Genomic DNA, 21,436 nt, shown 5'->3' on the forward strand with positions numbered 1-21,436 from the left:
CGGTCTACATGGCGACCGAGGACAAGACGGCTCCGCCTCAGTGCGAATGGCATATCCGACGTGATCACCTGCTGTCCGGGCTGACCTCGCGGAGTGCGTGGGACTTCGCTGGAGGAATCCTGATGACACGGAGCAACCACTCTCGTCGCCGCGAGGCACGCGAATACATGGCCCGTCACGGCACGACCTACACCCAAGCACTGAGAGCACTGGAAACCGCAGCGCAGCACACGGCGCACGTCCAGCAGGCGTTCCAGGTGATTCCCGCCGACCAGGGCGGGCCGCGGGTTCCGGCCGTCACCACCCGAGAACACGACGTCAATCCTGTCTGCGGACATTGGCAGGGCCACAAGTGCGACAGCTGCGCCACGTGCACGATCTGCGACGGCTGCTACTGCGACGAACTGCGGCAAGAAGCGCAGGAAGACGCCTGCTTCGACCGCCAGACGCGCGATCACGAGGACCATCGTGCCGAGCCCGGCGAGGACTGCGCGATATGCGACGACAACCGGGAGCGGACAAAGGACTACACCGAGTGCCCAACCTGCCACAAGGCGCTGAAAGGGTTCTGGCACTTCAAGGAGCACTGCCCGCCGTACTGCCTCACCGACAAGCCGCACCCGCCCGGACTGGACTGGTCGCATCTGGCTGGGCGACGCGTCACCATCGACACCCACTGGTGCTACCAGGGCAAGATGGCCGGGTACGCGGCCAGCTGGACTGGTACGGTCATCGGCCGCTGGCGCAACCCGGACACCGGTGCCGTGACCGATCTCTACGAAATGCACTTGGACCCGAACGTCCCGCAGCCGAACGACCACGACCTCACCCCGATCCAGTTCGATCCGCGCGAGTTCACCATCACCGAGCATTGAGACTCTGGACATGACTGTGGCCCCTTGCGGATATCGCAGGGGGCCACAGGTTTCCGGGCAGATGAGAGGCTATGCGGCTCCGACGCGTTCGGCGAGTTTGCCCAGCTCTCCGGCCATGAGGTCACGGCGGGCCTTGCGGATCATCGCCCCGACCAGCTCCCGCACCACGGCCATGGACCGCACCTCTTGCGGGGCGATGTATTCCGCGCGCAGCAGCGCCGACAACGACTCGGGGAACTGTTTTTCCAGGGCGTAGGCGCGTCCCAGCTCCACGAAGTACCGGCCCTTGCGGTCCTCGGTCGGGATCGTCTCGGGCTGTACTAGGCGTGATGCCTCGATGGCCTTGCCGCCCTCGCGTTGTTCCAGGGCGATCGACATGCGCCAGATGTTCACGTTCTGGGTGCCGAAGTTCAGCGCGAACGCGTCCCCGTGCTCGGAACCGGTGCGGGTGGCGGTCTCGGTGGCCTCGGCCAGGTGCGCGCTCGGATCCCCGCCCATCGCCGCGGTCGTCAACCCCGCGTGCAGGTGCAACATGCCGTACATCTGGAGCCCCGCGCCACTGGTGAGCCCCGATTGCAGCGCGTCCGCGGCCCCGGCCGAATGCACCAAGGCCGCCGGCCCCGCTCCGGGCTGCGCCAGAAGGGTTTGCGCCAGCACGTATTCCGCCCCGGCCCGCCCGACCGGATCCCCGGCGGTCTGCGCGGCACGCCCGCACGCCTGCGCCGCGATCCAGGCCAGGGAGGTGTATCCCAGGCTCCGGGTGGTCAGGCCCACGGTCAGGGTGGCGGGAACCAGTGCGCGCCACGCCCGTTCGGCGTTCTCGCCCCCGGTGGTGGTGTGCAGGTACAGGTCGGTGATCAGGCCCGGCAGCAGCCCGCCCAGGGTGAGGTAATCGCACTGCATCCGGATCCACGGCACCCGCTGCGCCAGGGCTTCGAGATCGGCCAGGGGACGCGGGTCGTGTCCGCCGGTGGTGATCCCGGCCGCCATGAGCGCGCTCTCGATATGGGGCACTGCGGCGTGAAAGGCCAGGGTCGCGGGATTGACCTTGTCGTCCTGGTGCCCGGTCAGATCCCCCACCGACACGCTCAACGCCCCGGCCAGGCGGTACAGCACATCGCGGGAATCGATCGGGCGTTCACCGGTCTCGCAGCGGGTGATCATCGTGCGATCGACCCCGATCCGGTCCGCCAGCACTTGCTGAGTCAGCCCGCGTACCCGCCGGTACTTGCGGACCTGCTGGCCGATGTAGCGCCCGGTGTCCAGCGCGCCCTCACCCGCCTCGGATGCGTCGTTGTAGGTGGTGGTCATGGCCGCTGTTCTCCCTGATCGATGGCACAGGTCATAGCCCAGGGTAGGCACTTGTTCCGCGTGGTTCGGTGCCGATCTGGCACATTGCGGGTGTGCCAGATCGGCACAAAAACCCGCGTGTGACCGGGGATTCTTGTGGTTATCACCCGTTGCCGGGTGAAGCGGCAAGTGCCCTCCCGAGCCTGTGGGGGCACGGCGGGCGCGTCGACAGGCGACACGGCGGCGCACCCGCTCACCCGGCAACGGGTGATTTCGCGTCTCCAGACCCCCCTCATTTCCGTGCGCAAAACCGGAAGCCCGGCCCCTGACCTGCGCATTCATCTACACCACTACCCTATAAAACTTCTTTCACCACAAATGAAGTTTTGCGTGGTAAGGTAGGAACATGACCAGCACAGAAACCCTCCCCGCCATCGACCCCCAGATCACAGACGCCGCGGACGCGCTGCTCACCAACGCGGTCGCACTCGGTGCCACCGATGACCTGATCGCCATGCGCGACCACCTCGCCGATGTGATCGCCGCCGCCACCGCCATGGCCAACGCCCTCGACATCGAGATCCAGGGCGGGGCGGGCGCGGCCGAGGACGGCTACACCCCCGCCAACCGCCCCGGCGTCGTGGCCACCATCCGCGCCCACCTGACCCGCATCGTCACTGACCGCCTGACCTGGAGCGACACCGAGGGCCACCTGCACATGCTCTACGCCCGCTAGAAACCCCCGACGCCGAGAGGACCGGCCAGTTCGACCCTGGCCGGTTCCCTACCCCCCGCCACCCTGATCAACCTGGAGGTTCCCATGGACACCCTGCACACCGGCGACACCATCACCGTGGTTCACCGCGACCCGATCCACGGCTGGTTCGAGGTCCAGGCCCACGTGGTCCACCCCGTCTACAACGCCGACGGCGAACTTGAACGCGTTCACGTGAGCGTGGGCAACCGCAGCGCCATCGTGGAGCCGTTCCAGCTCGTGGGCACCCCGCAGCAGTAGACAATTCACCAACCGCTCATCAATCCCGTTGCCCGACAAGGAGATCCCACGCCATGAACGGCGAACTGGCGCACAACGACGATGTGATCGAAGCGGAGTTGGTGGACCAGCGCCCGCAGGTCCACCTGGTCGAGATCGGCGAGTACGACGAGACGCAGGTGATCGCGGCATTCGCCAACGCGGGCGACGCTGAACGCTTCGTGGACTCGTACAACGAATGGCGTCCGAAGAACCAGAAGGCGCGCCGGGGTGACTCGGTGCCGTACTTCGGTCCGACGCCGCTGACCTGACCGAAAGTAGGAGACATCCGCATGGGGTTCTTCATTATCAAAGCCGCTCCACAGGTGGATCTGTACGCGGAATGGTCCACCTCCAGCGACCAATGGACCTTTGTCGGCACCCGCGCCGAACTGCTGGAATACCTGCACGAACAACCCGACTCCGGCAACGCCGAGGACCGCGTGCAACGCGCCGACGACCGCGGATCCAGCTACCGGACCATCAACCCCAACGCTGACAACGATCAGATGCCTGGTACCTGGAGCAGCACGGGCCTGACCGTGCAGGGAATCGACGGGTTCGGCTGGCTGCCCCGGCCTCGCCTCGCCGATTACCTGCGCGCCCTCTACAACGACGATCCCGACGCCGACAGATTTCTTGAGGAACTCGACGACTCCGACGCCGAGTGAATGCAAGAACCAGAAGGCGCGTCGGGACGACTCGGTGCCGTACTCCGGATCGAAGCCGCTGCCCCTGGCCGATATCGCCACTCAGCAGCGTGAACACCCTGACCCGAGGCGCGGAATGTGTCGGTGCCCCGGGGCACGATGACCGCGAAGATAGAACCGAAATGATCACGGAGGCAACAGAAATGGACAATCCCACCACCACTCGGACCGCTGCGGACCTGGCGGGCACCGTGCACTCGGCCATCGAGGACGCCATGCGCGCGCTCGATGCGGTCACTCCCTACGTGGACGCCCTCGACGCCCACCCGGACGAGCCGAGCACCTATGAGATCCGCAGGCACCTGGCCAAGGCCGCCGAAGCCCTGACCGACGCCGCGGGTCAGGCCGACGCCGACAGTCAGGCGTAACCACCCCGAACGTGGAGGTCGGGGCAACCCGGCCTCCACCGAAGCGAGAAATGGAGCACACCTGATGAACACCGATTCGGTGCCCTGCCTGCTCGAACACACCCCCGACCGTGGCCTGCGTCCGGAACGAATGCTCGTGCCCACCGTGGGCCAGGCCCTGGCCATCGCCCTCGATCTGACCGCCCCCGGCCCCGCCGAGGTCCGCCCCGAGGATCTGCCCGCCGAGACCGTGGCCATCACCTACGCCCGGCCGGATCACTCACTGCCGGTATCACCGGACCTGTACGTCCACGGGCTCTCCGATCACGTACACACCCAGGTGCTGGCCTGGGTAGCCGCCGACATGGACAAGACCCTGCAACGCACGCCGTGAGTCGGTTCGACCGATCAGGGCACGAAGGCCGGACGCGAATCTCGCGTCCGGCCTTCGTGTTTCGACCCGCACGTCCTGTCCGGGCGGGATTATGGAGAGCAGAGCGCAACTGAAAATCCAAGGGGGAGAACGATGTTCATCGACTCAGTCCACATACCGCGCGGTCGGGGGTGATGACCGTGCGCGTAGTCAATTCCGCCCGCTCGGACATTCACGAGACCGAACGCCAGGTCATCGCCGCGATACAACGCTGGGACACACCCGGTCTCGCGGTCTCCGGAGCCAAGGTCACCGTGGTCGGCGGGCGGTCAGCCGAGATCGACCTGCTGATCCTGCTGCCGAACCTGGCCCTGACCGTGGAGGTCAAAGGGCTCCGCGAACGCGTGGGCGGCATCCTGTACTGCCCGGTCGATGGTGATTGGTCCATGAAGGGCATCGCCGGTGATCCGGTGCACTCCCAAGCCCGCGGCAACCCCCGTGTACAAGCCGAACGCGTGATGTGGGGATTCAAGAACCTGGCCAAGGAACTCACCGACACCAACATCTTCGTTGACGCCCTGGTCCTGGTGATCCCCTGGCCAGGGCTCCCGCTCACCCTGGACAAAGGCCACATCGCGATGCCCACCGGCCAAGACGTGATGCTGTTCGATCCCGCCCTGGACAACCTCACCAGCTGGGTCGATCGCCGCGCGCACCGTGAGGTGATGTGGACCGCCGCCCAGGTGGGCACAGTCCTGGCCGCGCTCGGGGTCACCGAGACCAGCCGCAACCCTGACCAGCGCGTCACCGCCGCCGAGCTGACCGCCGCATTCCCCACCCCCGCCACCACACCGGAGCCGGATCCCGATCCGGTGCGCCCTGCACCTGCCGCACCCCGGCCCGCCCTGGTCGAAGAACAGCCCTTCGACAACCCCATCCCCTACACGCCCGCGCCCCGCCGCCCCGCCGAACCCGAGGCCACCGAGGACCAGGCCACCGAAAACCGGGACATCGCCCCCACCGCCCCGCGCCCCGCGCCCGAACCGCCAGAGCCGCAGTACAGGCATCTGAACGCCACACAGCGGCCCTGGCAGCCTCGCACCGAGTATGAACCCCGAACCGGGTACGACCCGGCGCCACGGCCCGAGCCTGCCGCCGCGGCAGTGGACCGGTGGACCGCCCCGCCCCGCCCCTGGCTCGGCTGGCGGGCCACCCAACCCGGACGGATAGCGGTGGCAGTAGCGCTCATGCTGGGCATGGCTTTCGGGGCGGGCGCGCTCCTGGACCACCCCGCGCACGCTCCGAGCACCGTGAGCACCACTGAGACAAGCCGATCCGCTCCCCCGCTCCCGCCCGCCACCGCGCCCTCGAACCGGTAGAACCTGTGCGGCCCGCTCGTGATGCGCCTTGCCTACCTGCGATGACCTCGCGCACATGGCGCGTTCTCGATGGGGTCGCGGTGGGTTGGCGCGCTTAAGCTCGCCAGCCGAAAACCCGACAGCAACCCCATCGCTACGGAGGCATGGCATGAACCCCGAGATGCTGCAAACAATTCTGAGCACCTACGACGAGACCGCCGACCTGCTCCGTGGCCTGGGGCACGAGAGGGTGGCGGCAAACGTGGAGACACTGCGCCGGGGGTATGAGGACGCCCTCGACCTGGCACAGCGGTACTTCGCCGAGGCGCACCAGCTCACCCACCAGCTCGCCGACCAACGCGGCTGAGACCTCCCCCGCCCCGCCCGCAGGGAGAAGGTCTTGCCTTTTCGGGGGAACCCTGGGCGCGCTGCCGCCAGCAAACACGGCCGCAACCGGCCGATGAGCTGCGGCTCGGTGTTGCGGTCAAGACGCAACACCGAGGGTGCAACCGATTGACGCACCGATTGACACACCGAACGCGCTCGCCCCTTTCCCACGCTCGCCCTCGCTCGGTCAGGCCCGGCCCGCCCGTGCGTCCACTCCGGTCATGCGCTCACAGCCCCGACGACTCCACACACCTCTACTTATGTCGTAACGATTGATTCGATTGCCACCCAACGCCTGCATAATTCCTGACCAGTAGAGGTCTTTTGCGAGGCTGCGCGTGGGTGCTGTCGGGTGGATCGTTCAGTGGTTCGGCCGCTGTGATTCCTTGGGATCTTCTGGAATTCGAGTCCTCGAGATAGACCGTGAGCGCTGCGGTCGGACCGCGCGTGACCCTCGCCGATGCCGCGACCTCCGGACCACTCCTTGGGCGTGCAAGCCCTCTGACAAGAGCCGGGCGAGAGCAGCGGCGGAGTTGTCTCCGTGTGACCCCCGCACACCTCGCGGACCATCGAGTCCTCGTGCAAGACCGTGGGCGCCGGTGACAGATGGTGCGGCTGGGCGGGCCCGGGCTGCCCGGTCCCGTCCAGCCGCATGTCTCGAAACGAATTGCTCGTGGTTCGAGCCTGCTCGCACGAGCAGACACCTCACCTTTCGGGAGCCTCGAGCTCTCACGAAGACCGGTGCCGTGCGGGTGCGCTGGGATCGCGAACAGCTCATCGGAGGCAAGCCCATCGAGGCTCGTAAGTAGGGCGCTGCGCGTTCTCGCCAAGGTCACGGACCTGCGGAAACACTCGACACGAGGGAGACCGAAATGCACCGATACTGCGGAATCGACTGGGCCGAAGGCCATCACGACATCGCGATCATCGACAGCGACGGAAACCTCGTGTCCAAGAAACGAATCAGTGACGATCCCACCGGATTCGCCGAACTCACCACCCTGCTGACCGAAGCCGGCGATACCGGCGAGCATCCGATCCCAGTCGCGATCGAAACCCCGCGCGGGCTCCTGGTCGCCACACTGCGCGCCACCGGCCGCCCGGTCTACTCGATCAACCCCATGGCCGTTGCCCGCTACCGCGAACGCCACTCCATGACCCGGGCCAAATCCGACCACGTCGATGCGATGACTCTGGCCAACATCATTCGCGTCGACGCCCAATTCCACCGCCGACTGCCCATCGACAGCGAACTCGTCCGCGCCATCGCGGTCTTGGCCAGGGCGCAGCAGGACGCGGTCTGGCGGCGCACCAAAGCCAGTAACGAGCTGCGGTCCCTGCTGCGCGAGTACTACCCCGGGTTCCTGGCGACCTTCGCCGGGAAGTCCGCGACCAACCTCGCCAAACCCGAAGCCCGCGCGGTCCTGGCCATCGCGCCTACCCCCGCGCACGCGAGCAAACTCACCAAGACGCGGGTCGCGGCCGCGCTGCGCCGCGCCGGACGCCAGCGCGGCATCGACGCCCTGGCCACCGAAATCGTCGAAGGCCTTCGCACACAACAGTTGCGGCAACCAACCATGGTCGAGACCGCGATGGGCCGTCAGGCCCTGGCCCTGCTCGCAACCCTCGACGCCGCTTGCACTGGTGCCGACGACCTCGAACTGGCCACCGCGCAGGAGTTCCGCAAACACCCCGACCATGCCATCGTCACCAGCTTCCCCGGCCTGGCCGACCTCACCGGCGCCCGCGTCCTGGCCGAAATCGGTGACGACCGAACACGATTCGCCAACGACAGAGCGTTGAAGGCCTATGCCGGATCCGCACCCGTCACCAGAGCATCCGGCAAGTCGATCTCCATCACGCACCGGCGAATCAAGAACGACCGCCTGGCCGCGGTCGGCTGGGTTTGGGCCTTCTCCGCGATGGCGACCGAAGGCCCGACCCGCACGCATTACCAGCATCGGCGCGCCCACGGGGACAGGCATGCGGCCGCGCTGCGACAGCTGTTCAACAAGATGCTCGGCCAGCTCCATCACTGCCTCCAATCCCGCCAACCGTTCGATCCGATCAAGGCCTTCGCCCCATCCCTCGACACACCGCCGACACGCGCTGCGGCTTGACTCCTAAAACCATCGGAGGTCTTGCACTCTGTGCGCGCCAGGGATCTATCGGCCCGAAAAACGATCGCGGAATCGCCCACCGCCAGCGCGGACCAGGCATCGGGCAGGGTGCGCTCCGGCCTCTGGTTCGACGGCTCGATGCGGCGTCACACTCTGCACTTTCGCACCGCCCGCGCGATGACACCTCTTCCACCATTGGGCGCACACCCCCGCACCCGGCAATCCGGACACACCTTTTGCACCCTGGCCGAGCGAACCCCGAGCCACCGATTCGCGGTGAGCAAGATATCGCGAAAGTGGCCACTTTTCCCCTGTGGCTGCCTCGTCGGGACGGGGGTGCAAGGGGTGCAAGGCCCGACCGATCCAGCCGCTATCCAGGTCGCTGCCGAGTATGCTGCCCGGTATGACTACCCGTATCACTGTGACGTTGGATGATCGGCTGGCCGAGCAGATCCGCGAGTTCGCCACCGCCGACGCCAAGACCCAGGGCAACGTTTCGGAGTGGATCGCGGGCGCGGCCCGCGCCCGCATGCTGGCCGAGGAAGCCCGCGCCCTGGCCAAATGGCAGCGCGAGCACCCCGAGGAAACCGCGGCGTTCTACGCCGAACGCGAGGCCGAGCACGCCCTCATGCACGCCAGCGAGGCGCACCGCCACGGCGACGCCGCGTGATCGCACTGCACCGCGGGGACCTGTGGACCTATCAGGCACTGGCCCGGACGAAAACCGTCCTGGTGGTCAGCGCTGATGAGTTGAACGCCTCCGGCCTGCCGATGACCGTGGACGTGACCGATGTGCGTCCCACCGGGCTGCGGGCGATGCTGGCCACTACCCTGCCCGGCCACGGCTACATCCTGGGCCGCTCCCTGGTGGCCGCGGATCCGGACCGATTCCGCGACTTCCTCGGCACCGCCCCCGAGGACACCATGGAAGCCCTCGGGGCTGCCCTGACCGTCCTGGTAGGTCTGTAGACCGCCGGCGGTCCGGTGCATCCACACACCTTTTGCACCCTGCCCACCCAGCCCCTCCCCACCCAGCCCACCCGTCTCTGGGTGGGGCTCGGGTTCAATAGAGGAAGGGACCAGGAGCGCGCATTGCTCCTGGTCCCTTCCTTGTGCCCTGGGGTGAGTGCGACTACTCGACCCAGGCCGATCCCTGATCCAGTCCGGCGAAGTGCTCGGCGCTGTGGGCCACTTTGCGCCGGGCCAGCAGCGTTTGCCGCATCATCGGATCGTCGGCCACCTTCGCCGCGGCGAGTGCGTGCTGGAGCTGGCGCAGCAGCCGCCGCTTACGCCACGGCCGCAACTTGGGCTGCGCCAGTTCCAGGCTCACCTGCACCGCGTGCGTGGTGGCCCGGTCACGGATGCGCTGGGCCGCGGTGCGTGCGTCGTCGGCCAGGCCCAGGCGCGAGAGCGCGCGTTCACGCAATTCACGGCCCACCCGGGCCAGGGTGCCCGTGCGGTGGTGGTGGGTACGCCGGACCAACCCCAGGGCCAGGTGCAGCATGATCGCGCCCAGGACCGGCCCCAGGACCACACGGCCGAGTGCTTCGCCCAAGCTGGTGGACATATGCAGCGCGGTCCATCCGGCGAAACCGCAGATGCTCCACACCACCAGTCGGAACGCGCCCGGATCACCGAACCGCTTCACGCTGTAGGCCATCCCGGCGCCACACATGACCAGTGCCATTTCCATCACGAACGCCATACCGACCAATTCGGTGCGGTCGGTGATACGCATGACCTCCTCGAAGAACCGGTACGAGGTGTTCACCGAGACGGGAATGGTCGCCAGCGCCACCGCATAACACCCGCCGGTGAGCCAGGCCGGTAGCTGCTTGGCCCTGTCCCCGCCGGGTGTGCCCTGCGATGGGGACACCTCGTCCTCGGTGGGGACGGGAATGGGGACAGCGTCCCCGATCGGGGACGCCGAGGTGGGGACACTCGGGGACGGTGTCCCCACCCGATGGGGACGCGTCCCCTTTGTCGCATGGTTTGTGGTGGGGACGGTGGGGACGGTGTCCCCACCCGATGGGGACGCGTCCCCATCTCCGAAGGGGACATCCGTGGGGACACCCAGGTAGGTCGAAATCAGACCGTCCGGTGTCCCGGGGACGATCGGGGACGTGTCCCCCTGCGGGTGTCCCCACCCCTGGAACCCGTGCGGGGACGCCGGGACAGTGTGCCCGTTGCCGTTGCCGTTGCCGTTGCCGTTGGCGGTCGCCAGCACGGTCGCCAGCTCGGTGTCGAAACTGTCCCGCACGGCGGTGGGCACCAGCGGAAGATCCATGGTGCGCGGGTCGCAGTACTCCTCGCTGCTCACGCCTTGATCCATCCGGCCCTCCTCGGTCTCGGTGATCACCTCGGCATCGCGCCCGCCCTGGTCCTGGGAGGTGGGGACGCTGTCCCCACCCGAGTCGGGGACGGTGTCCCCACTGATATCGCGCTGTCCCGGGGACGCGTCCCCCGACGGGCCGGTGTCGGTCTGGGTCAGCTCTTGGGGGGTCATCACCGGAAACTCCCCGGTGCTGCTGATGCCGTGGTCGTTGCGGTAGGCGGTGACCTCGTCATAGACCTTGCTGCGCGTCACCTCGATGCCGTAGCCCGCCAGCCAGTCCGTCACCTCTGCGGGCTTGGGCGCGCGCGTCGGGGTGCCCAGCACGCTCACCGCGTACTGGATCTTGGCCTTCTTGGTCGTGGACGAATCACCCAGAACCGCGGCGTGCTCATCCTCGGCGGGGACGCTCGGGGACACCGGAAGGGTGTCCCCACCCGAATCGGGGACGGTCGTGGGGACAGTGGGGACACCGTCCCCGATCGGGGACACCGCCGTGGGGACACCGTGTCCGGTGTCCCCATCGTGTGGGGACACGTCCCCGTCCCCGGTGGGGACACCGGAGGCAATCGGGGACGCGTCCCCCGTCGCGGTGGGGACGGTGTCCCCACCCGAGTGGTGTCCCCGCGCGGTGGTGGGGACACCACGGTCGGTGTCCCCGTCGCCGGTGGGGACGCTCGCGATATCGGGCGGTGCGTCCGCCCGGGGCTCGAAGGTCATGGTCACTGCTCGCCTTCCTTCACCATTCGTCGATGTACTCGGCCCCGCACGCTCCGCAGGTCCAAATCTCGCCGCATTTCTGTTCCAGATCGGTGATCAGGTCGTCGGTGCGTTCCATCGCATCGGGCGACCCGCATGCGGTGCACTCCATCACCGCCGCTGGATCGGCGGTGGGCACCCGGTGGTACGCGCTCACGCCTCGGCCTGGCGGCGGGGCGCGCGCGTGCGCTTGACCGGCGCGGGCGGAGCCGTCTCGGGCTGGGCCTGGTCCTGGTGCGCTTCCTCGGCTGCTATCTGAGCCTTGACCTGAGCCACCACATCCTCGGGCCACGGCCACATCCCGTTGCGTGCCCCGCACATCTCGATGACCTCGGAAATCATCGTGTGGCCCCGCATCGCGGCCCCGGACTTGGTGTTGCGGTGCACCGACTCGGGAATCTCCAGGCTCAGTTTCTTGATCGGCTCGCCCACCGCGGGGGCCTCGGCCGGAGCGGGCGCGGTCGCGGCGGTCCAGGCATCGGCCGATTCCTTGGCCTTGGCCGCACCCCGGCGCGGTGGCGGCACTTCCAGATTCTTACGGGGGGTGGCACCGGTGGCCATCATCTGTTCTCTCCTGCCAATGTCAGTAGTTCTTCGGTCAATGCCCGCACTTCGTCCGCGGCCGAGCCCCGTGGCGCGTACTCGGTCACTCCGAGCCCGTGCACGGGGGCCTGGACGTAGTCCTGGCGGTCGTGGATCACGGTGTGTAGCACCGGAAGCGGTGAGGCCGCCAATCGCGAGCGCGCCGCGCGCACGATCAACGGAGTTCGTTTCGGATCCCCCGAGGCCGCGCGCGTGCTCACCCGGTTCAGCAGCAGCACCGTGCGCGAGCGCGCACCCGGCGCGGCACCGTCGAAGGTCCAGGCTTCCTCGATCACCTCGACCAGATCGTCCCCGGCCCACAGATCCCACGGACTCGGGGTCATCGGCACCACCACCACACCGTTGTCCTCGGACAGCGCGGCCAGGATCGCGCTGCGGGTGATCTGGATCCGCCCGTCCGGGATCGGCAGCGGGCGCCCTGTTCCGGCGGGGCAGTCGATGACCAGGTCATCGACTCCGGCCAGCAGCTCGGGCAGATCCTTGTGAATCGTGGGCGCGATGTGGTCGATCACCTCCACCAGATCACCCACTCCACCGCGCTGGGCCGCCCATTCCGAGGCCGACCCCTGCGGGTCGGCGTTCACCAGGCGCACCCGCCGTAATCGCTGTGCGCGTTTGGCGCGCAGCGACATCGGGCGTTGCGCCAGCGCGGTGGACACGTTCACGGCGTTGGTCGTCTTGCCGGATGACTTGCCCACAAAGACCAGAATCATCGGATCACCTCCTCTCAAATAGTCCTACTGGTTTCAGTAGCAAGAATAATATCACTCAAATGAAGTTTCGAGCGTAGCATGGGACCATGGCGACACGAACCCGATTCACAGGGGGAAACATCTTGAGCGACAACACATTCCATACCGAAGAGTCCGGACACGCCGACGTGACATTGAAGTTGCGCGGCCGAGGCGGCACCGTGCTGGTGATCGGAGACCCGGATATCGACTTCGCCACCATCGCCCTGCGCCCGGCCCAGCCCGGCGACGCGGCGGCCCAAGCGTGCATCGACGCGGCCGAGGCGACCAGCCGCGGCCGACGCCTGCGGGTCACCGTGCCCAAGGCCGCACCGATCACCACCGGCCTGGGCACCGGCCACAGCGTCACCATCACCGGCGGCGGCCCCGTGATCGCCGGAAACATCGGCGGATCAGGCAATACCGGATCGGTGAGCACGGCCACCCCCGGCCCCGGCATCACCGCCGAAGTACGAGTACCGGCCGGATCGCAGGTCTACATCCTGGCCCAGGACACACCCGTGACCATGCGTGGTGATGTCGACGCCGAGATCGACACCAGCGGCGTGGTCCGCACCGAACCGCTTGGGCAGCAGTGATGAGCAGTGCCGAGCGGTTGACCGCGCATCTGCGTGGCGCCCTGGCCGAACTCAAAGCCGCCGACGGATTCATGACCGACCCGGCCCTGAGCGTGCGCGTGCTGGACCCGCAGATCCGCGCGGCCCTGGCCGCGGTGGACACCGCCCTGGCCCTGGCCCTGGCCGCTGGCGACGCCGCCCGCGCCCATCTGGCCCACCTCCAAGACCGATGACCCCACCGCTTTCCCCGATTGGAGCGCCCTCGATGTCCGACACCGACCCCCGCCAGGCCGCTTCCGCGTGGGACTGGCTCAGTCCCGGCGGAGTCTCCCTGGAAGACGGCAGTCACGTCCTGGTGACCGTCGACCATGGCCGCGTGCTGTTGGCACAGATCGACCCCGCAGGCACCGAAACCGTGATCACGCTGACCTCGGCCACCGCCAAAGCGGTATCCCAGGCACTGGATCAGGCATCGGTCGATGCCTTCCGTGCCGAGCACACGGCCTGGCGCGCCACAACCACCGAAGGAAAGGCCCGATAGTCGAGCACGCCGAACGCGAAGGCCGGGAAGTGGATTCGTTCCCAGCCTCCGCGTATCCGCGTGCCTGCGATGTCGAAACCGTATATGCCGCAGTAACGTTCAGTAGCACACAAGGTCACCCCGCTGTGGCAGTGGAACTTTCGGAGGTGGGAATGGGGGATATTTCGGCTCGTACCGAGCCGCGCGCGACGTGGGGGGTATGCGATGTACCGGCGCGCTGATGCACCCGAGGTCCAGGCCAATGTTCGCCGTGCCCACCGAATTCGCCGGGACTGGACACGTCAATCCCGCAATTTGAAGCTCTACCTCGAAGACCGCTCCCCCAGCATCAAAGACCGCTGGGACGGGCGCACCACCGCCAGCGCCCAAAGCGCCCGGATCCTCGTCCCGCGCCTGGTCCGCGCCACCGCCGACATCTACGGCGTGAGTTTGTGGGTCAGCACCGTGGACACCGTGGGACTGCCCGAATTCAAAGCCGCACAGGTGGCCCTGGCCAACGCGTGGCGCGTGCGGGAAGTCTCGGTCACCGAAACCGATACCCCCGGCCTGATCCGAGTCCGCGCCCTGGTGACCAACCCTCTGACCTGCACGGTGGAGATGGCCCCACCGCCGTGCCCGGTCACCGATTGGGGCGCGGTGCCGATGGGGCCGGATATGTGGGGCGACCCGATCACCCTGCCGATCAAAGACGCCTCGGGCATGGTGGTCGGCGGTAACCCCGGCACCGGGAAAACCGCGTGGTGCCTGGGCCTGATCACCACCCTGGCCCCCTCGGACTCGGTACAGATGGCCGTGGCCAACGGCAAAGCGCCCGCGCCGATGATCGGTGACTATCGCGGTGTCGCACCGCGCATTTCGCATCTGCTCGGCAGTGACCTCGAAGAAGTGGTGGAGTTCCTGACCGGCCTGCAAGCGGAGATGAACCGCCGCTACACCCTGATGTGGGACCAGCTGGGAGTCGATAGTTTCTGGGAATCCAAGAGCGCGCCCTCACCGCAATGGCCGGTACTGGTGGTGCTGCTCGATGAGTGCCAGACCTGGATGCAGGACCCGCGTGTGGTGGACCTGACCGCCGATATCGAGGCCAAATGCCGTGGCGCCGGAATCTTCCTGATCCTGGCCACCCAGAAACCCACCGACAACAACCTGCCCACCCGGATCCGCGATCTGTGCACCACCAGCCTGTGTTTCCCGGTGCGCACCACCGCCGCGGCCATCGCCGCACTCGGTGAGGGCCTGCGCGAATACCCGGAAATGTCCCCGCTGCATCGGATGCGCCCCGAATTCCGGGGCGTGGGCACCATCATTAACGAGACCAGTTCGGGTTACACCCAGTTCAAGGCCCCATTCTGCACCCGGACCCTGGCCGCGCAGGTGGCCCACGCCACCGCGCACTACACCCGCGACTTCCCCGGCATCACCGTCGGGCGCGGGCATCGGATCACCGCCCAGGCACCCAGCGCCCCAGTCCGCAAATTGCGGGTCGTGCGCGGTGAGAAGGTCACGGCCTCCACCCACCCGACCAGCGCACGAAGGGGGTCGACCCGATGACCAATCCGGATTTCGGTCCCGCCCTGCCCCGCAAGGCCCCGCCCCCGCCCCGCGGGTTGCCGTTACCGAATTCACCGCGCGTGGCCCGCCTGCCCGTCGCCGAGGATCCCATCGAGGCCGAGCAGGACCAGGCCGAAACCGCCGGCGGTTTCGGCACCGATTCCGCGCAGGACCAGGACTACGACGACAGCGAGTACGACGACAGCGAAACCGGCGACTACGACGCCGAATACGACGCCGCGCAGGACCAGGACTACGAGGAGGATTACGACGACGAGACCGACTACGACTTCGCCGAAGACCCGAATTTCAACCCCGTAGCGACCACCGCCCGCCGGGTCGGATCCTGGGATTCCTGGCTCGCGCGTCCGACCAACCCCGGCCCGCACGCCACCCGCACCGCCGACGGCGACTACCAGCTCCCCGACTACGACGCGATGAACAAGGACGGGGCCGCCACCTACAGCGACGCCGCCCGCACGGCGTTCACCGATCGCTCCGGCGGGCGCGGGGCGGCAGTACGCGCCCGGCTGCACCGCAAAGACCCAGACCAGGACGCCGAAGGCCATCCGGTGTTCGGCGGCCGAAACGGCCTGATGGCGGTGCTGGTGGCGGTGGGCCTGGTGCTCGTACTCAGCCTGATCATCATCGTGAACGTGCGACACGCCTCCCCGCTGGCGGCCCCCGCCAGCACGGCTCCCCATCCGGCGGCGGTCACCAGCGCCCCGACCGGCCCGGCGGTGCCCGAGTCCTACGCGCACGCCACCCCCGATTGCTACGCCACCAAAACCGCCACCACCGTGGTCGGCGCCGGACCCGGGGATCCGAGCACCGGACCGGGCGCGATCCTGGGTTTCGAATGGGCCTACTACTCCGACCGAAGCGGTGCGCGCGCACGCGATTGGGTCAGCACCGACGCCGCCGTACCCGATGCCGCCGCGATCCAGGCCGGAATCGACACCGTGCCCGTGACCACCCGCTATTGCGTACACATCACCCGCGCCGACGGCGATGCCACCGGCGGCACCTGGAATGTGCTGCTGTCCGAGCAATACCCCACCGACAAAACCCCCGTGCAATACACCCAGACCATCACCACCCGCACCGACGGCGGACGCACGCTCATCACCTCAATCCGCCCGAACTCCTGAAAACCCGGCAGAGAAGGAAAAGCGCATGACCACCAACGACCGCGTGAATTTCGACTACACCGCCTCGGCCGCCTACACCACCGCCGCCGCCCAGGCCGCCGCCCTGCTGGGCACCGCCAAGGACCACGCCGATACCGCCGCCGGAATCGACCTGTCCGGCCTGGGCACCCTCGGCAACTCCTTCGCCGCGGCCTGGTCCACCGCCTGGACCACGCACAGCAGCCGCCTCGGTACCGCCTCGGCGCTGACCGATGCCTACGGCCAAGCGATCACCACCTGGGGAAAGGTGCTCAATCAGGTGGACACCGACAGCGCGGACACCATCGCGGGCACCGTGCCCGGCCCCGACGAAATCCAGGCATAGAACCCGAAACCCGCAGGGGGACAGATGACTACCGACGGAACCGGCACCCAAGGCGGAGACACCACCAAAGTGGTGGAGGAACCCGCCCTGGTCAGTGCCCTGGTCGCACCACTGCTCAAACTCCGCGCAGCCCTGGGCACCGGCGCACGCCCGGACGACAAAGCCCTCTCGGCCCTGACCCAGGTCAGCACGACCGTGCGCGCCAGCGAGGACACCCACCGCAGCGGAGCCACCCAACTCACCAGCGCCGAAACCGCGTTGGCCGCGGTGCCCGCGATCACCAAAACCACCACCGAGACCGCGGGCCTGGCCGATGTGTCCGACAAGCTGACACCGCTGCTGACCTCGGCCTATGACACCCGCGACCAGGCGGCCACCAAGCTGGACACCCTGATCGCGAACTTCCGTGCCCAAGCCACCCCGCTGGTGAAAACCGCACGCTCGCAAGCGGATCTGGACACCGTGGTCAACCTGGCCGCGGACTACGTCACAGACGGGGTGAACGTGGTCAAGGCCGCTGATGGCGATATGGACACCTACACGACCCAGGTCAAACAGATCTCCGCCGATTCGCCCGGGGTCACCGTGCCCGCGGCCACCGTGGACACCACCGGCAAGAACCCGAGCACCACCAACACCACCACGTACCCCAACACCTACAACAACGGCTGGAACAGCCAATACCCGAACAGCAACAACAACGGCTGGAACAGCAACTACAGCAACGGCTGGAACAACAGCAGCTACAACAACGGCACCAACACCAATTACCTGAATTCGTCACTGGCACAGTCGAACCCGGAACTCGCCGCCCAGCTCACCTTGCAGACGGCTCTGATCAGCGCCGGAGTCACCCTCGGATCGGCCCTGATCACCGGTGGTGTGACCCTCGGATCCGCGCTGATCGACAAGGGCAGCACGGTGATCACCACCGCGATCGAAAAAGGCGAGGCGTACGGGGAGAAGGCCCTGGCCGCCAACACCACCAGCGGCACGACCACCACCGGCGGCACGACCACACCCGGCGCGACCACCCCGGGCGCGAAGACCCCCACTATCGACTTCAATCCCGGCGGCACCACCACGACCGACCCCGGCACCACCACGGCCCCGACCAACGACAAACCCGCCTCGGTGCCCCAACACCCCAGCACCACCGCCCCGACCGGCGAAAAACCCCAGGCCGCCCAGCCTGCCCAGCCGCAAGCGGGCATCCCCAACGACAGCACCACCGCCCCGGGTGCCGTTGCCCCACCGGTCACCGCCGGAAAACCGCAGGCCGACACCGACGACAAAACCCGCCGCCACGGACAGGCCGGAGTCGCGCCCACCACCACCTGATCCCGCCCGCCCGCGAAGGACAACCCCTCATGTCCGACCTATTCGGTGACCTGCCCGGCTTTGCAGGGCTCGCTCTCCCCGCCACCCCCACCCCGCCACCGCCCGCTCCCCTGCGTCCCAGGCCCACGCCACGCGTGATCGTGGACGACTACATCCCTGGCACCTACGAGGACCCCGTGGACATCCGCGATCACAGTTGGGACAACCTGCCCACCGTCCGACCAGGCCAGGTTTTCCGCTGGTGCGACCCCGATATCGCCGCCGCTCTCTACGGCACCGTGAAAGCCACCGACCCGGTACTGGGCCACGACGGCACCGCACACCACCCTGACGCGACAGGATCGACCCCATGAGTACCCTCACCTCGGTGAATACGGCGACCAGCAGCAATTCCGCGCGCACCATCACCGTGACCGCCACCGACCAGGGCCTACCCACCGCCCTGAGTTTCGAGGCCAGCGAATACCGGCGCGGGGCAACACACCTGGCGGCCGAAATCGTGCGCCTGGCCCAGCGTTCGACCCTGCTAGCCAAGGCCGAACGCCGCCAAGCCCTGGCCGCAGCGGGAATGGCCTCGGTGCTGCTGGACCGCCTCGGCCTGCCCACCCCCGAGGCCGTGGCCGTGGGTTTGGCCCGCCTGGACGCCGCGGAGACCACCGGCACCTCGGTCACCAGCTGGGTGCGTGCGGTATGAGCGCGGACATCCAAGCCCTGATCGCGGAAATCGGTGACCAGCTCGAAACGCTGGTACTCACCGCCGACGGGCTCGCCCACATCCAAGGCACCGCCACCAGCCCGAACGGCGATATCACCGCCGACGTGGCCGGAGATGGGGCGCTGATCGGGCTGTGGCTGGCCGAATCGGTCACCACCCGCCCACCTGCCGAGGTGGCCGCCGCCGTGCTGGAGACGTGCGCCCAGGCCGCCGCCCATGCCGCCCAGCAGCGCAGCGCCCTCCTGATCCGCCTCAGTACCGCCCTCACCTGAACCCGCCCCCACCCCGAAACCCGAAGGCCGGGAGACAATCTCACAGCGCTCCCGGCCTTCACCGCCCCGCACCTGGTGATGAGGGTGTGGGGGTCGAAACCGCCGAAACCGTTGAAATGCGCCCACCGACGCGCCCACCAGATGGGCGCGACCTACATGGTGCACCGCCCGGACCAGCGTCGATGCCTCGATATGCGCCCACTACCGCACCCCCACCGCAGCAACTCACCCCCGCAAACCCGCGCCCATGCCGCTGTGGGTCCAAGATGTCCGAGCCCGGCGACCAGGAGGATCGTTCATTTCGTTCTCGCTAGGCGCGGGCTGGAGCCACACTGCACCGATGAGCCGCATCAGCTATTCCCTCGGCGATCTCGGCACCCTGACCCTCGACGACAGTGACACCGTCATAAAGGTGAGTCTTCACCTGACCAGCGCCGCCTACGACCTCCACCCCCGAGACCGCGCCAAACTCGACGCGATTCTCCACGAGCTGACCACGCTGTCGGCATCGAACACCGAGCACACAGCCGCGGCCGATCCCGGTGGTGGCGCGCGAGGATTTCTGAAGCTCTGTGCGCCCATGCCGGAGACCGAGTAGTCCCCACGCTCGACCCGAAACCCGAAGCTGGGAGCCAATCTCACAGCGCTCCCGGCCTTCCTCATACACCCCTCCGACCAGCCCAGAGTCCGGTTTTGTGCACGGAAATGAGGGGCCACCGACCATAGCGTTCTACGGGAACCAGTATTAAGAGTCATAACATGCAAATGAAGTTTTGCCGTAGCATGAGTGCAGCGCGTACTGGGACAACTCCGCGTACTGGGCGTGAGGCTTGCCGCCTGGTCGAAAGTCGGGCCTGACCAGCTAACTGTCCAGTTTTAGGCCCAACAATCAGGGGACCGCCGAAACACGTAAAACCGCAGTACTCCCACTCCATCTCGAACAGGGCAGACCAGGCAGATAGGTCGCACCAGTAGAACTACTGGAACACCAGGAAACTTCATCAGAATTCGCGTTTTTAATTACGCGTTCCCAACCTTTACGGATATACTTGGGGAAGTTGCCGACGAGATTGGGAGGACCACGTGGCTCAGCTGTCAAAAGCCGAAGAACAGCGCATCGCGGAATTCGTGGAACGGGTCACGGATCTGCCCCCGGAACGCTTGCGAATGGTGGCCCTGTCCGAACTGTCCTGGATCCACAATCGCAAAAAAGAGAACGGACAGAAATACTCGGTTCTGACCAACCGAAATCTTGTCGCCGCCTACCGTCACGCGCTCATCGAGAAATTCGGGGCATACTCCAAAATTACCGAATATCTCCGGTACTCTCCGGCCCGCAAAGAAGAATACGACCAGCACCAGGCCGATACCCGCAAGGCCAAGCACAATGACGTACGCCCGTTGGATCCGGACGCCTTCGTCAATTCGGCTCTGATCCTTCTCGGGGAGTGCATGTTCGAACGTTGGTCCAACCCTAAGGCCATTGCGGCACTGTGCGCCCTGACCGGACGCCGACCGGTAGAGGTGGCCCTCCGCGGCCGGTTCGCCCCTGTACCTACCGACCGTAACCAGGTAGTATTCAGCGGGCAGGCCAAGACCCGGGACGCCGAGCGCGCCGAGGCTCCCTACACGATCCCGATCCTGGGAGACCGCGAACTCATTCTCTCGGCAATCGAGAAATTGCGCACCGAAGTAGACCAGACAATTGACAACAAACAATTCTCGGCAAAGTACAATAAAGAAATAGGACTTGCGTCGAAAAAGGCATTCCAAGACTTGAATGGAAAGCCGTTGATTCCCTCAGATTTGCGTGAGGCATACGCCGCAGTCGCGTACTATGAATTCGCTCCGAGAAATGTTCTCGACATCGCATATAAATGCGAAATCCTCGGACATAAACTCATCGATACGACCTTGGATTACCTCGGATTCTACCTCGAAACATCCGAATAGAATTCGATAGTAATTCGAAAAGGAATTCCCGAAACGCATTTTATGAATTACA

The 21,436-nt window shown here is 66.8% G+C and carries 29 protein-coding genes; 24 read left to right on the forward strand and 5 right to left on the reverse strand.

Annotated elements, in window-relative coordinates:
* Positions 1-122: 122 nt before the first annotated feature.
* Positions 123-875: a hypothetical protein gene (locus tag NA10_RS32045; RefSeq protein WP_157556886.1), complete on the forward strand. Its 753-nt coding sequence runs from the start codon at positions 123-125 to the stop codon at positions 873-875.
* A 69-nt stretch (positions 876-944) separates the two neighbouring features.
* On the opposite strand, the gene NA10_RS32050 is transcribed toward NA10_RS32045, so the two are convergent.
* Complete coding sequence (locus NA10_RS32050) at positions 945-2,186, reverse strand: helix-turn-helix domain-containing protein (protein ID WP_067574457.1); 1,242 nt, start codon at positions 2,184-2,186, stop codon at positions 945-947.
* Positions 2,187-2,571: 385 nt separating this feature from the next.
* On the opposite strand from NA10_RS32050, the gene NA10_RS32055 reads away from it, so the two are divergent.
* The 11 genes from NA10_RS32055 (at position 2,572) to NA10_RS32105 (ending at position 9,462) form a co-directional block, all read left to right on the forward strand.
* Positions 2,572-2,901 carry a hypothetical protein gene (locus NA10_RS32055; protein WP_067574458.1) on the forward strand — a complete coding sequence of 110 codons (330 nt, stop codon included), beginning with the start codon at positions 2,572-2,574 and terminating at the stop codon, positions 2,899-2,901.
* An 84-nt stretch (positions 2,902-2,985) separates the two neighbouring features.
* Positions 2,986-3,180 (forward strand): hypothetical protein, encoded by a 195-nt coding sequence (locus NA10_RS32060; RefSeq protein WP_067574459.1) that lies wholly within the window; start codon positions 2,986-2,988, stop codon positions 3,178-3,180.
* A gap of 53 nt (positions 3,181-3,233) precedes the next feature.
* Positions 3,234-3,470, forward strand: coding sequence for a hypothetical protein (locus NA10_RS32065; RefSeq protein WP_067574460.1), 237 nt, complete (start codon positions 3,234-3,236; stop codon positions 3,468-3,470).
* A 21-nt stretch (positions 3,471-3,491) separates the two neighbouring features.
* A complete protein-coding gene (locus NA10_RS32070) occupies positions 3,492-3,869 on the forward strand; it encodes a hypothetical protein (protein WP_067574461.1) in 378 nt (125 codons plus the stop codon).
* A 182-nt stretch (positions 3,870-4,051) separates the two neighbouring features.
* A complete protein-coding gene (locus NA10_RS32075; protein WP_067574462.1) occupies positions 4,052-4,276 on the forward strand; it encodes a hypothetical protein in 225 nt (74 codons plus the stop codon).
* 64 nt (positions 4,277-4,340) lie between these two features.
* The gene (locus NA10_RS32080) at positions 4,341-4,649 is read left to right on the forward strand and encodes a hypothetical protein (RefSeq protein ID WP_067574463.1); all 309 of its coding nucleotides are present in this window, start codon (positions 4,341-4,343) and stop codon (positions 4,647-4,649) included.
* Positions 4,650-4,828: 179 nt separating this feature from the next.
* Entirely contained in the window at positions 4,829-6,007 is a 1,179-nt protein-coding gene (locus tag NA10_RS37280) for an NERD domain-containing protein (RefSeq protein WP_157556887.1), read from the forward strand.
* Positions 6,008-6,155: 148 nt separating this feature from the next.
* Positions 6,156-6,353 (forward strand): hypothetical protein, encoded by a 198-nt coding sequence (locus NA10_RS32090; RefSeq protein WP_067574465.1) that lies wholly within the window; start codon positions 6,156-6,158, stop codon positions 6,351-6,353.
* A gap of 892 nt (positions 6,354-7,245) precedes the next feature.
* Positions 7,246-8,493 (forward strand): IS110 family RNA-guided transposase, encoded by a 1,248-nt coding sequence (locus tag NA10_RS32095; protein WP_067574466.1) that lies wholly within the window; start codon positions 7,246-7,248, stop codon positions 8,491-8,493.
* A 403-nt stretch (positions 8,494-8,896) separates the two neighbouring features.
* The gene (locus NA10_RS32100) at positions 8,897-9,163 is read left to right on the forward strand and encodes a hypothetical protein (protein WP_157556888.1); all 267 of its coding nucleotides are present in this window, start codon (positions 8,897-8,899) and stop codon (positions 9,161-9,163) included.
* Positions 9,160-9,462: a putative type II toxin-antitoxin system PemK/MazF family toxin gene (locus tag NA10_RS32105; protein WP_067574468.1), complete on the forward strand. Its 303-nt coding sequence runs from the start codon at positions 9,160-9,162 to the stop codon at positions 9,460-9,462. The genes NA10_RS32100 and NA10_RS32105 overlap by 4 nt, the downstream gene beginning before the upstream one ends.
* A 163-nt stretch (positions 9,463-9,625) precedes the next feature.
* Here the strand turns inward: NA10_RS32105 and NA10_RS32110 are convergent, their stop codons facing one another.
* Genes NA10_RS32110 through NA10_RS32120 form a run of 4 tightly spaced genes read right to left on the reverse strand, consistent with a single transcriptional unit; the run spans position 9,626 to position 12,900 of the window.
* The gene (locus tag NA10_RS32110) at positions 9,626-11,551 is read right to left on the reverse strand and encodes a hypothetical protein (RefSeq protein ID WP_067574469.1); all 1,926 of its coding nucleotides are present in this window, start codon (positions 11,549-11,551) and stop codon (positions 9,626-9,628) included.
* Positions 11,552-11,564: 13 nt separating this feature from the next.
* Positions 11,565-11,723 (reverse strand): hypothetical protein, encoded by a 159-nt coding sequence (locus NA10_RS37285; protein WP_218021622.1) that lies wholly within the window; start codon positions 11,721-11,723, stop codon positions 11,565-11,567.
* Positions 11,724-11,737: 14 nt separating this feature from the next.
* Positions 11,738-12,148 carry a hypothetical protein gene (locus tag NA10_RS32115; protein ID WP_157556891.1) on the reverse strand — a complete coding sequence of 137 codons (411 nt, stop codon included), beginning with the start codon at positions 12,146-12,148 and terminating at the stop codon, positions 11,738-11,740.
* A complete protein-coding gene (locus NA10_RS32120) occupies positions 12,145-12,900 on the reverse strand; it encodes a ParA family partition ATPase (protein ID WP_067574471.1) in 756 nt (251 codons plus the stop codon). Before NA10_RS32120 ends, NA10_RS32115 begins: the two co-directional genes overlap by 4 nt.
* 122 nt (positions 12,901-13,022) lie before the next feature.
* Between NA10_RS32120 and NA10_RS32125 the strand changes: the two genes are divergently transcribed.
* The 12 genes from NA10_RS32125 to NA10_RS32180 all read left to right on the forward strand — a co-directional run bounded on the left by NA10_RS32125 (position 13,023) and on the right by NA10_RS32180 (position 21,384).
* Positions 13,023-13,517 carry a hypothetical protein gene (locus NA10_RS32125; protein WP_157556892.1) on the forward strand — a complete coding sequence of 165 codons (495 nt, stop codon included), beginning with the start codon at positions 13,023-13,025 and terminating at the stop codon, positions 13,515-13,517.
* Entirely contained in the window at positions 13,517-13,729 is a 213-nt protein-coding gene (locus tag NA10_RS32130) for a hypothetical protein (RefSeq protein ID WP_067574473.1), read from the forward strand. Before NA10_RS32125 ends, NA10_RS32130 begins: the two co-directional genes overlap by 1 nt.
* A 32-nt stretch (positions 13,730-13,761) precedes the next feature.
* A complete protein-coding gene (locus NA10_RS32135) occupies positions 13,762-14,037 on the forward strand; it encodes a hypothetical protein (RefSeq protein WP_067574474.1) in 276 nt (91 codons plus the stop codon).
* 294 nt (positions 14,038-14,331) lie between these two features.
* Positions 14,332-15,588, forward strand: coding sequence for an FtsK/SpoIIIE domain-containing protein (locus NA10_RS32140; protein ID WP_169812683.1), 1,257 nt, complete (start codon positions 14,332-14,334; stop codon positions 15,586-15,588).
* Entirely contained in the window at positions 15,585-16,739 is a 1,155-nt protein-coding gene (locus NA10_RS32145; RefSeq protein ID WP_067574476.1) for a DUF8176 domain-containing protein, read from the forward strand. The genes NA10_RS32140 and NA10_RS32145 overlap by 4 nt, the downstream gene beginning before the upstream one ends.
* 25 nt (positions 16,740-16,764) lie before the next feature.
* Positions 16,765-17,103: a hypothetical protein gene (locus tag NA10_RS32150; RefSeq protein WP_067574477.1), complete on the forward strand. Its 339-nt coding sequence runs from the start codon at positions 16,765-16,767 to the stop codon at positions 17,101-17,103.
* 24 nt (positions 17,104-17,127) lie between these two features.
* The gene (locus NA10_RS32155) at positions 17,128-18,444 is read left to right on the forward strand and encodes a hypothetical protein (RefSeq protein WP_067574478.1); all 1,317 of its coding nucleotides are present in this window, start codon (positions 17,128-17,130) and stop codon (positions 18,442-18,444) included.
* Between the two features lie 29 nt (positions 18,445-18,473).
* Positions 18,474-18,797 (forward strand): hypothetical protein, encoded by a 324-nt coding sequence (locus NA10_RS32160; RefSeq protein WP_157556893.1) that lies wholly within the window; start codon positions 18,474-18,476, stop codon positions 18,795-18,797.
* The gene (locus NA10_RS32165) at positions 18,794-19,138 is read left to right on the forward strand and encodes a hypothetical protein (RefSeq protein ID WP_067574480.1); all 345 of its coding nucleotides are present in this window, start codon (positions 18,794-18,796) and stop codon (positions 19,136-19,138) included. The genes NA10_RS32160 and NA10_RS32165 overlap by 4 nt, the downstream gene beginning before the upstream one ends.
* Positions 19,135-19,431 (forward strand): YbaB/EbfC family nucleoid-associated protein, encoded by a 297-nt coding sequence (locus tag NA10_RS32170; protein ID WP_067574481.1) that lies wholly within the window; start codon positions 19,135-19,137, stop codon positions 19,429-19,431. The genes NA10_RS32165 and NA10_RS32170 overlap by 4 nt, the downstream gene beginning before the upstream one ends.
* A 340-nt stretch (positions 19,432-19,771) precedes the next feature.
* A complete protein-coding gene (locus NA10_RS32175) occupies positions 19,772-20,029 on the forward strand; it encodes a hypothetical protein (RefSeq protein ID WP_067574482.1) in 258 nt (85 codons plus the stop codon).
* Positions 20,030-20,514: 485 nt separating this feature from the next.
* Positions 20,515-21,384 (forward strand): protelomerase family protein, encoded by an 870-nt coding sequence (locus NA10_RS32180; RefSeq protein ID WP_067574483.1) that lies wholly within the window; start codon positions 20,515-20,517, stop codon positions 21,382-21,384.
* The last annotated feature ends 52 nt before the right edge of the window (positions 21,385-21,436 follow it).

It is taken from the genome of Nocardia acidivorans NBRC 108247, from assembly GCF_001625085.1.
In the GTDB taxonomy this organism is placed as follows: domain Bacteria; phylum Actinomycetota; class Actinomycetes; order Mycobacteriales; family Mycobacteriaceae; genus Nocardia; species Nocardia acidivorans.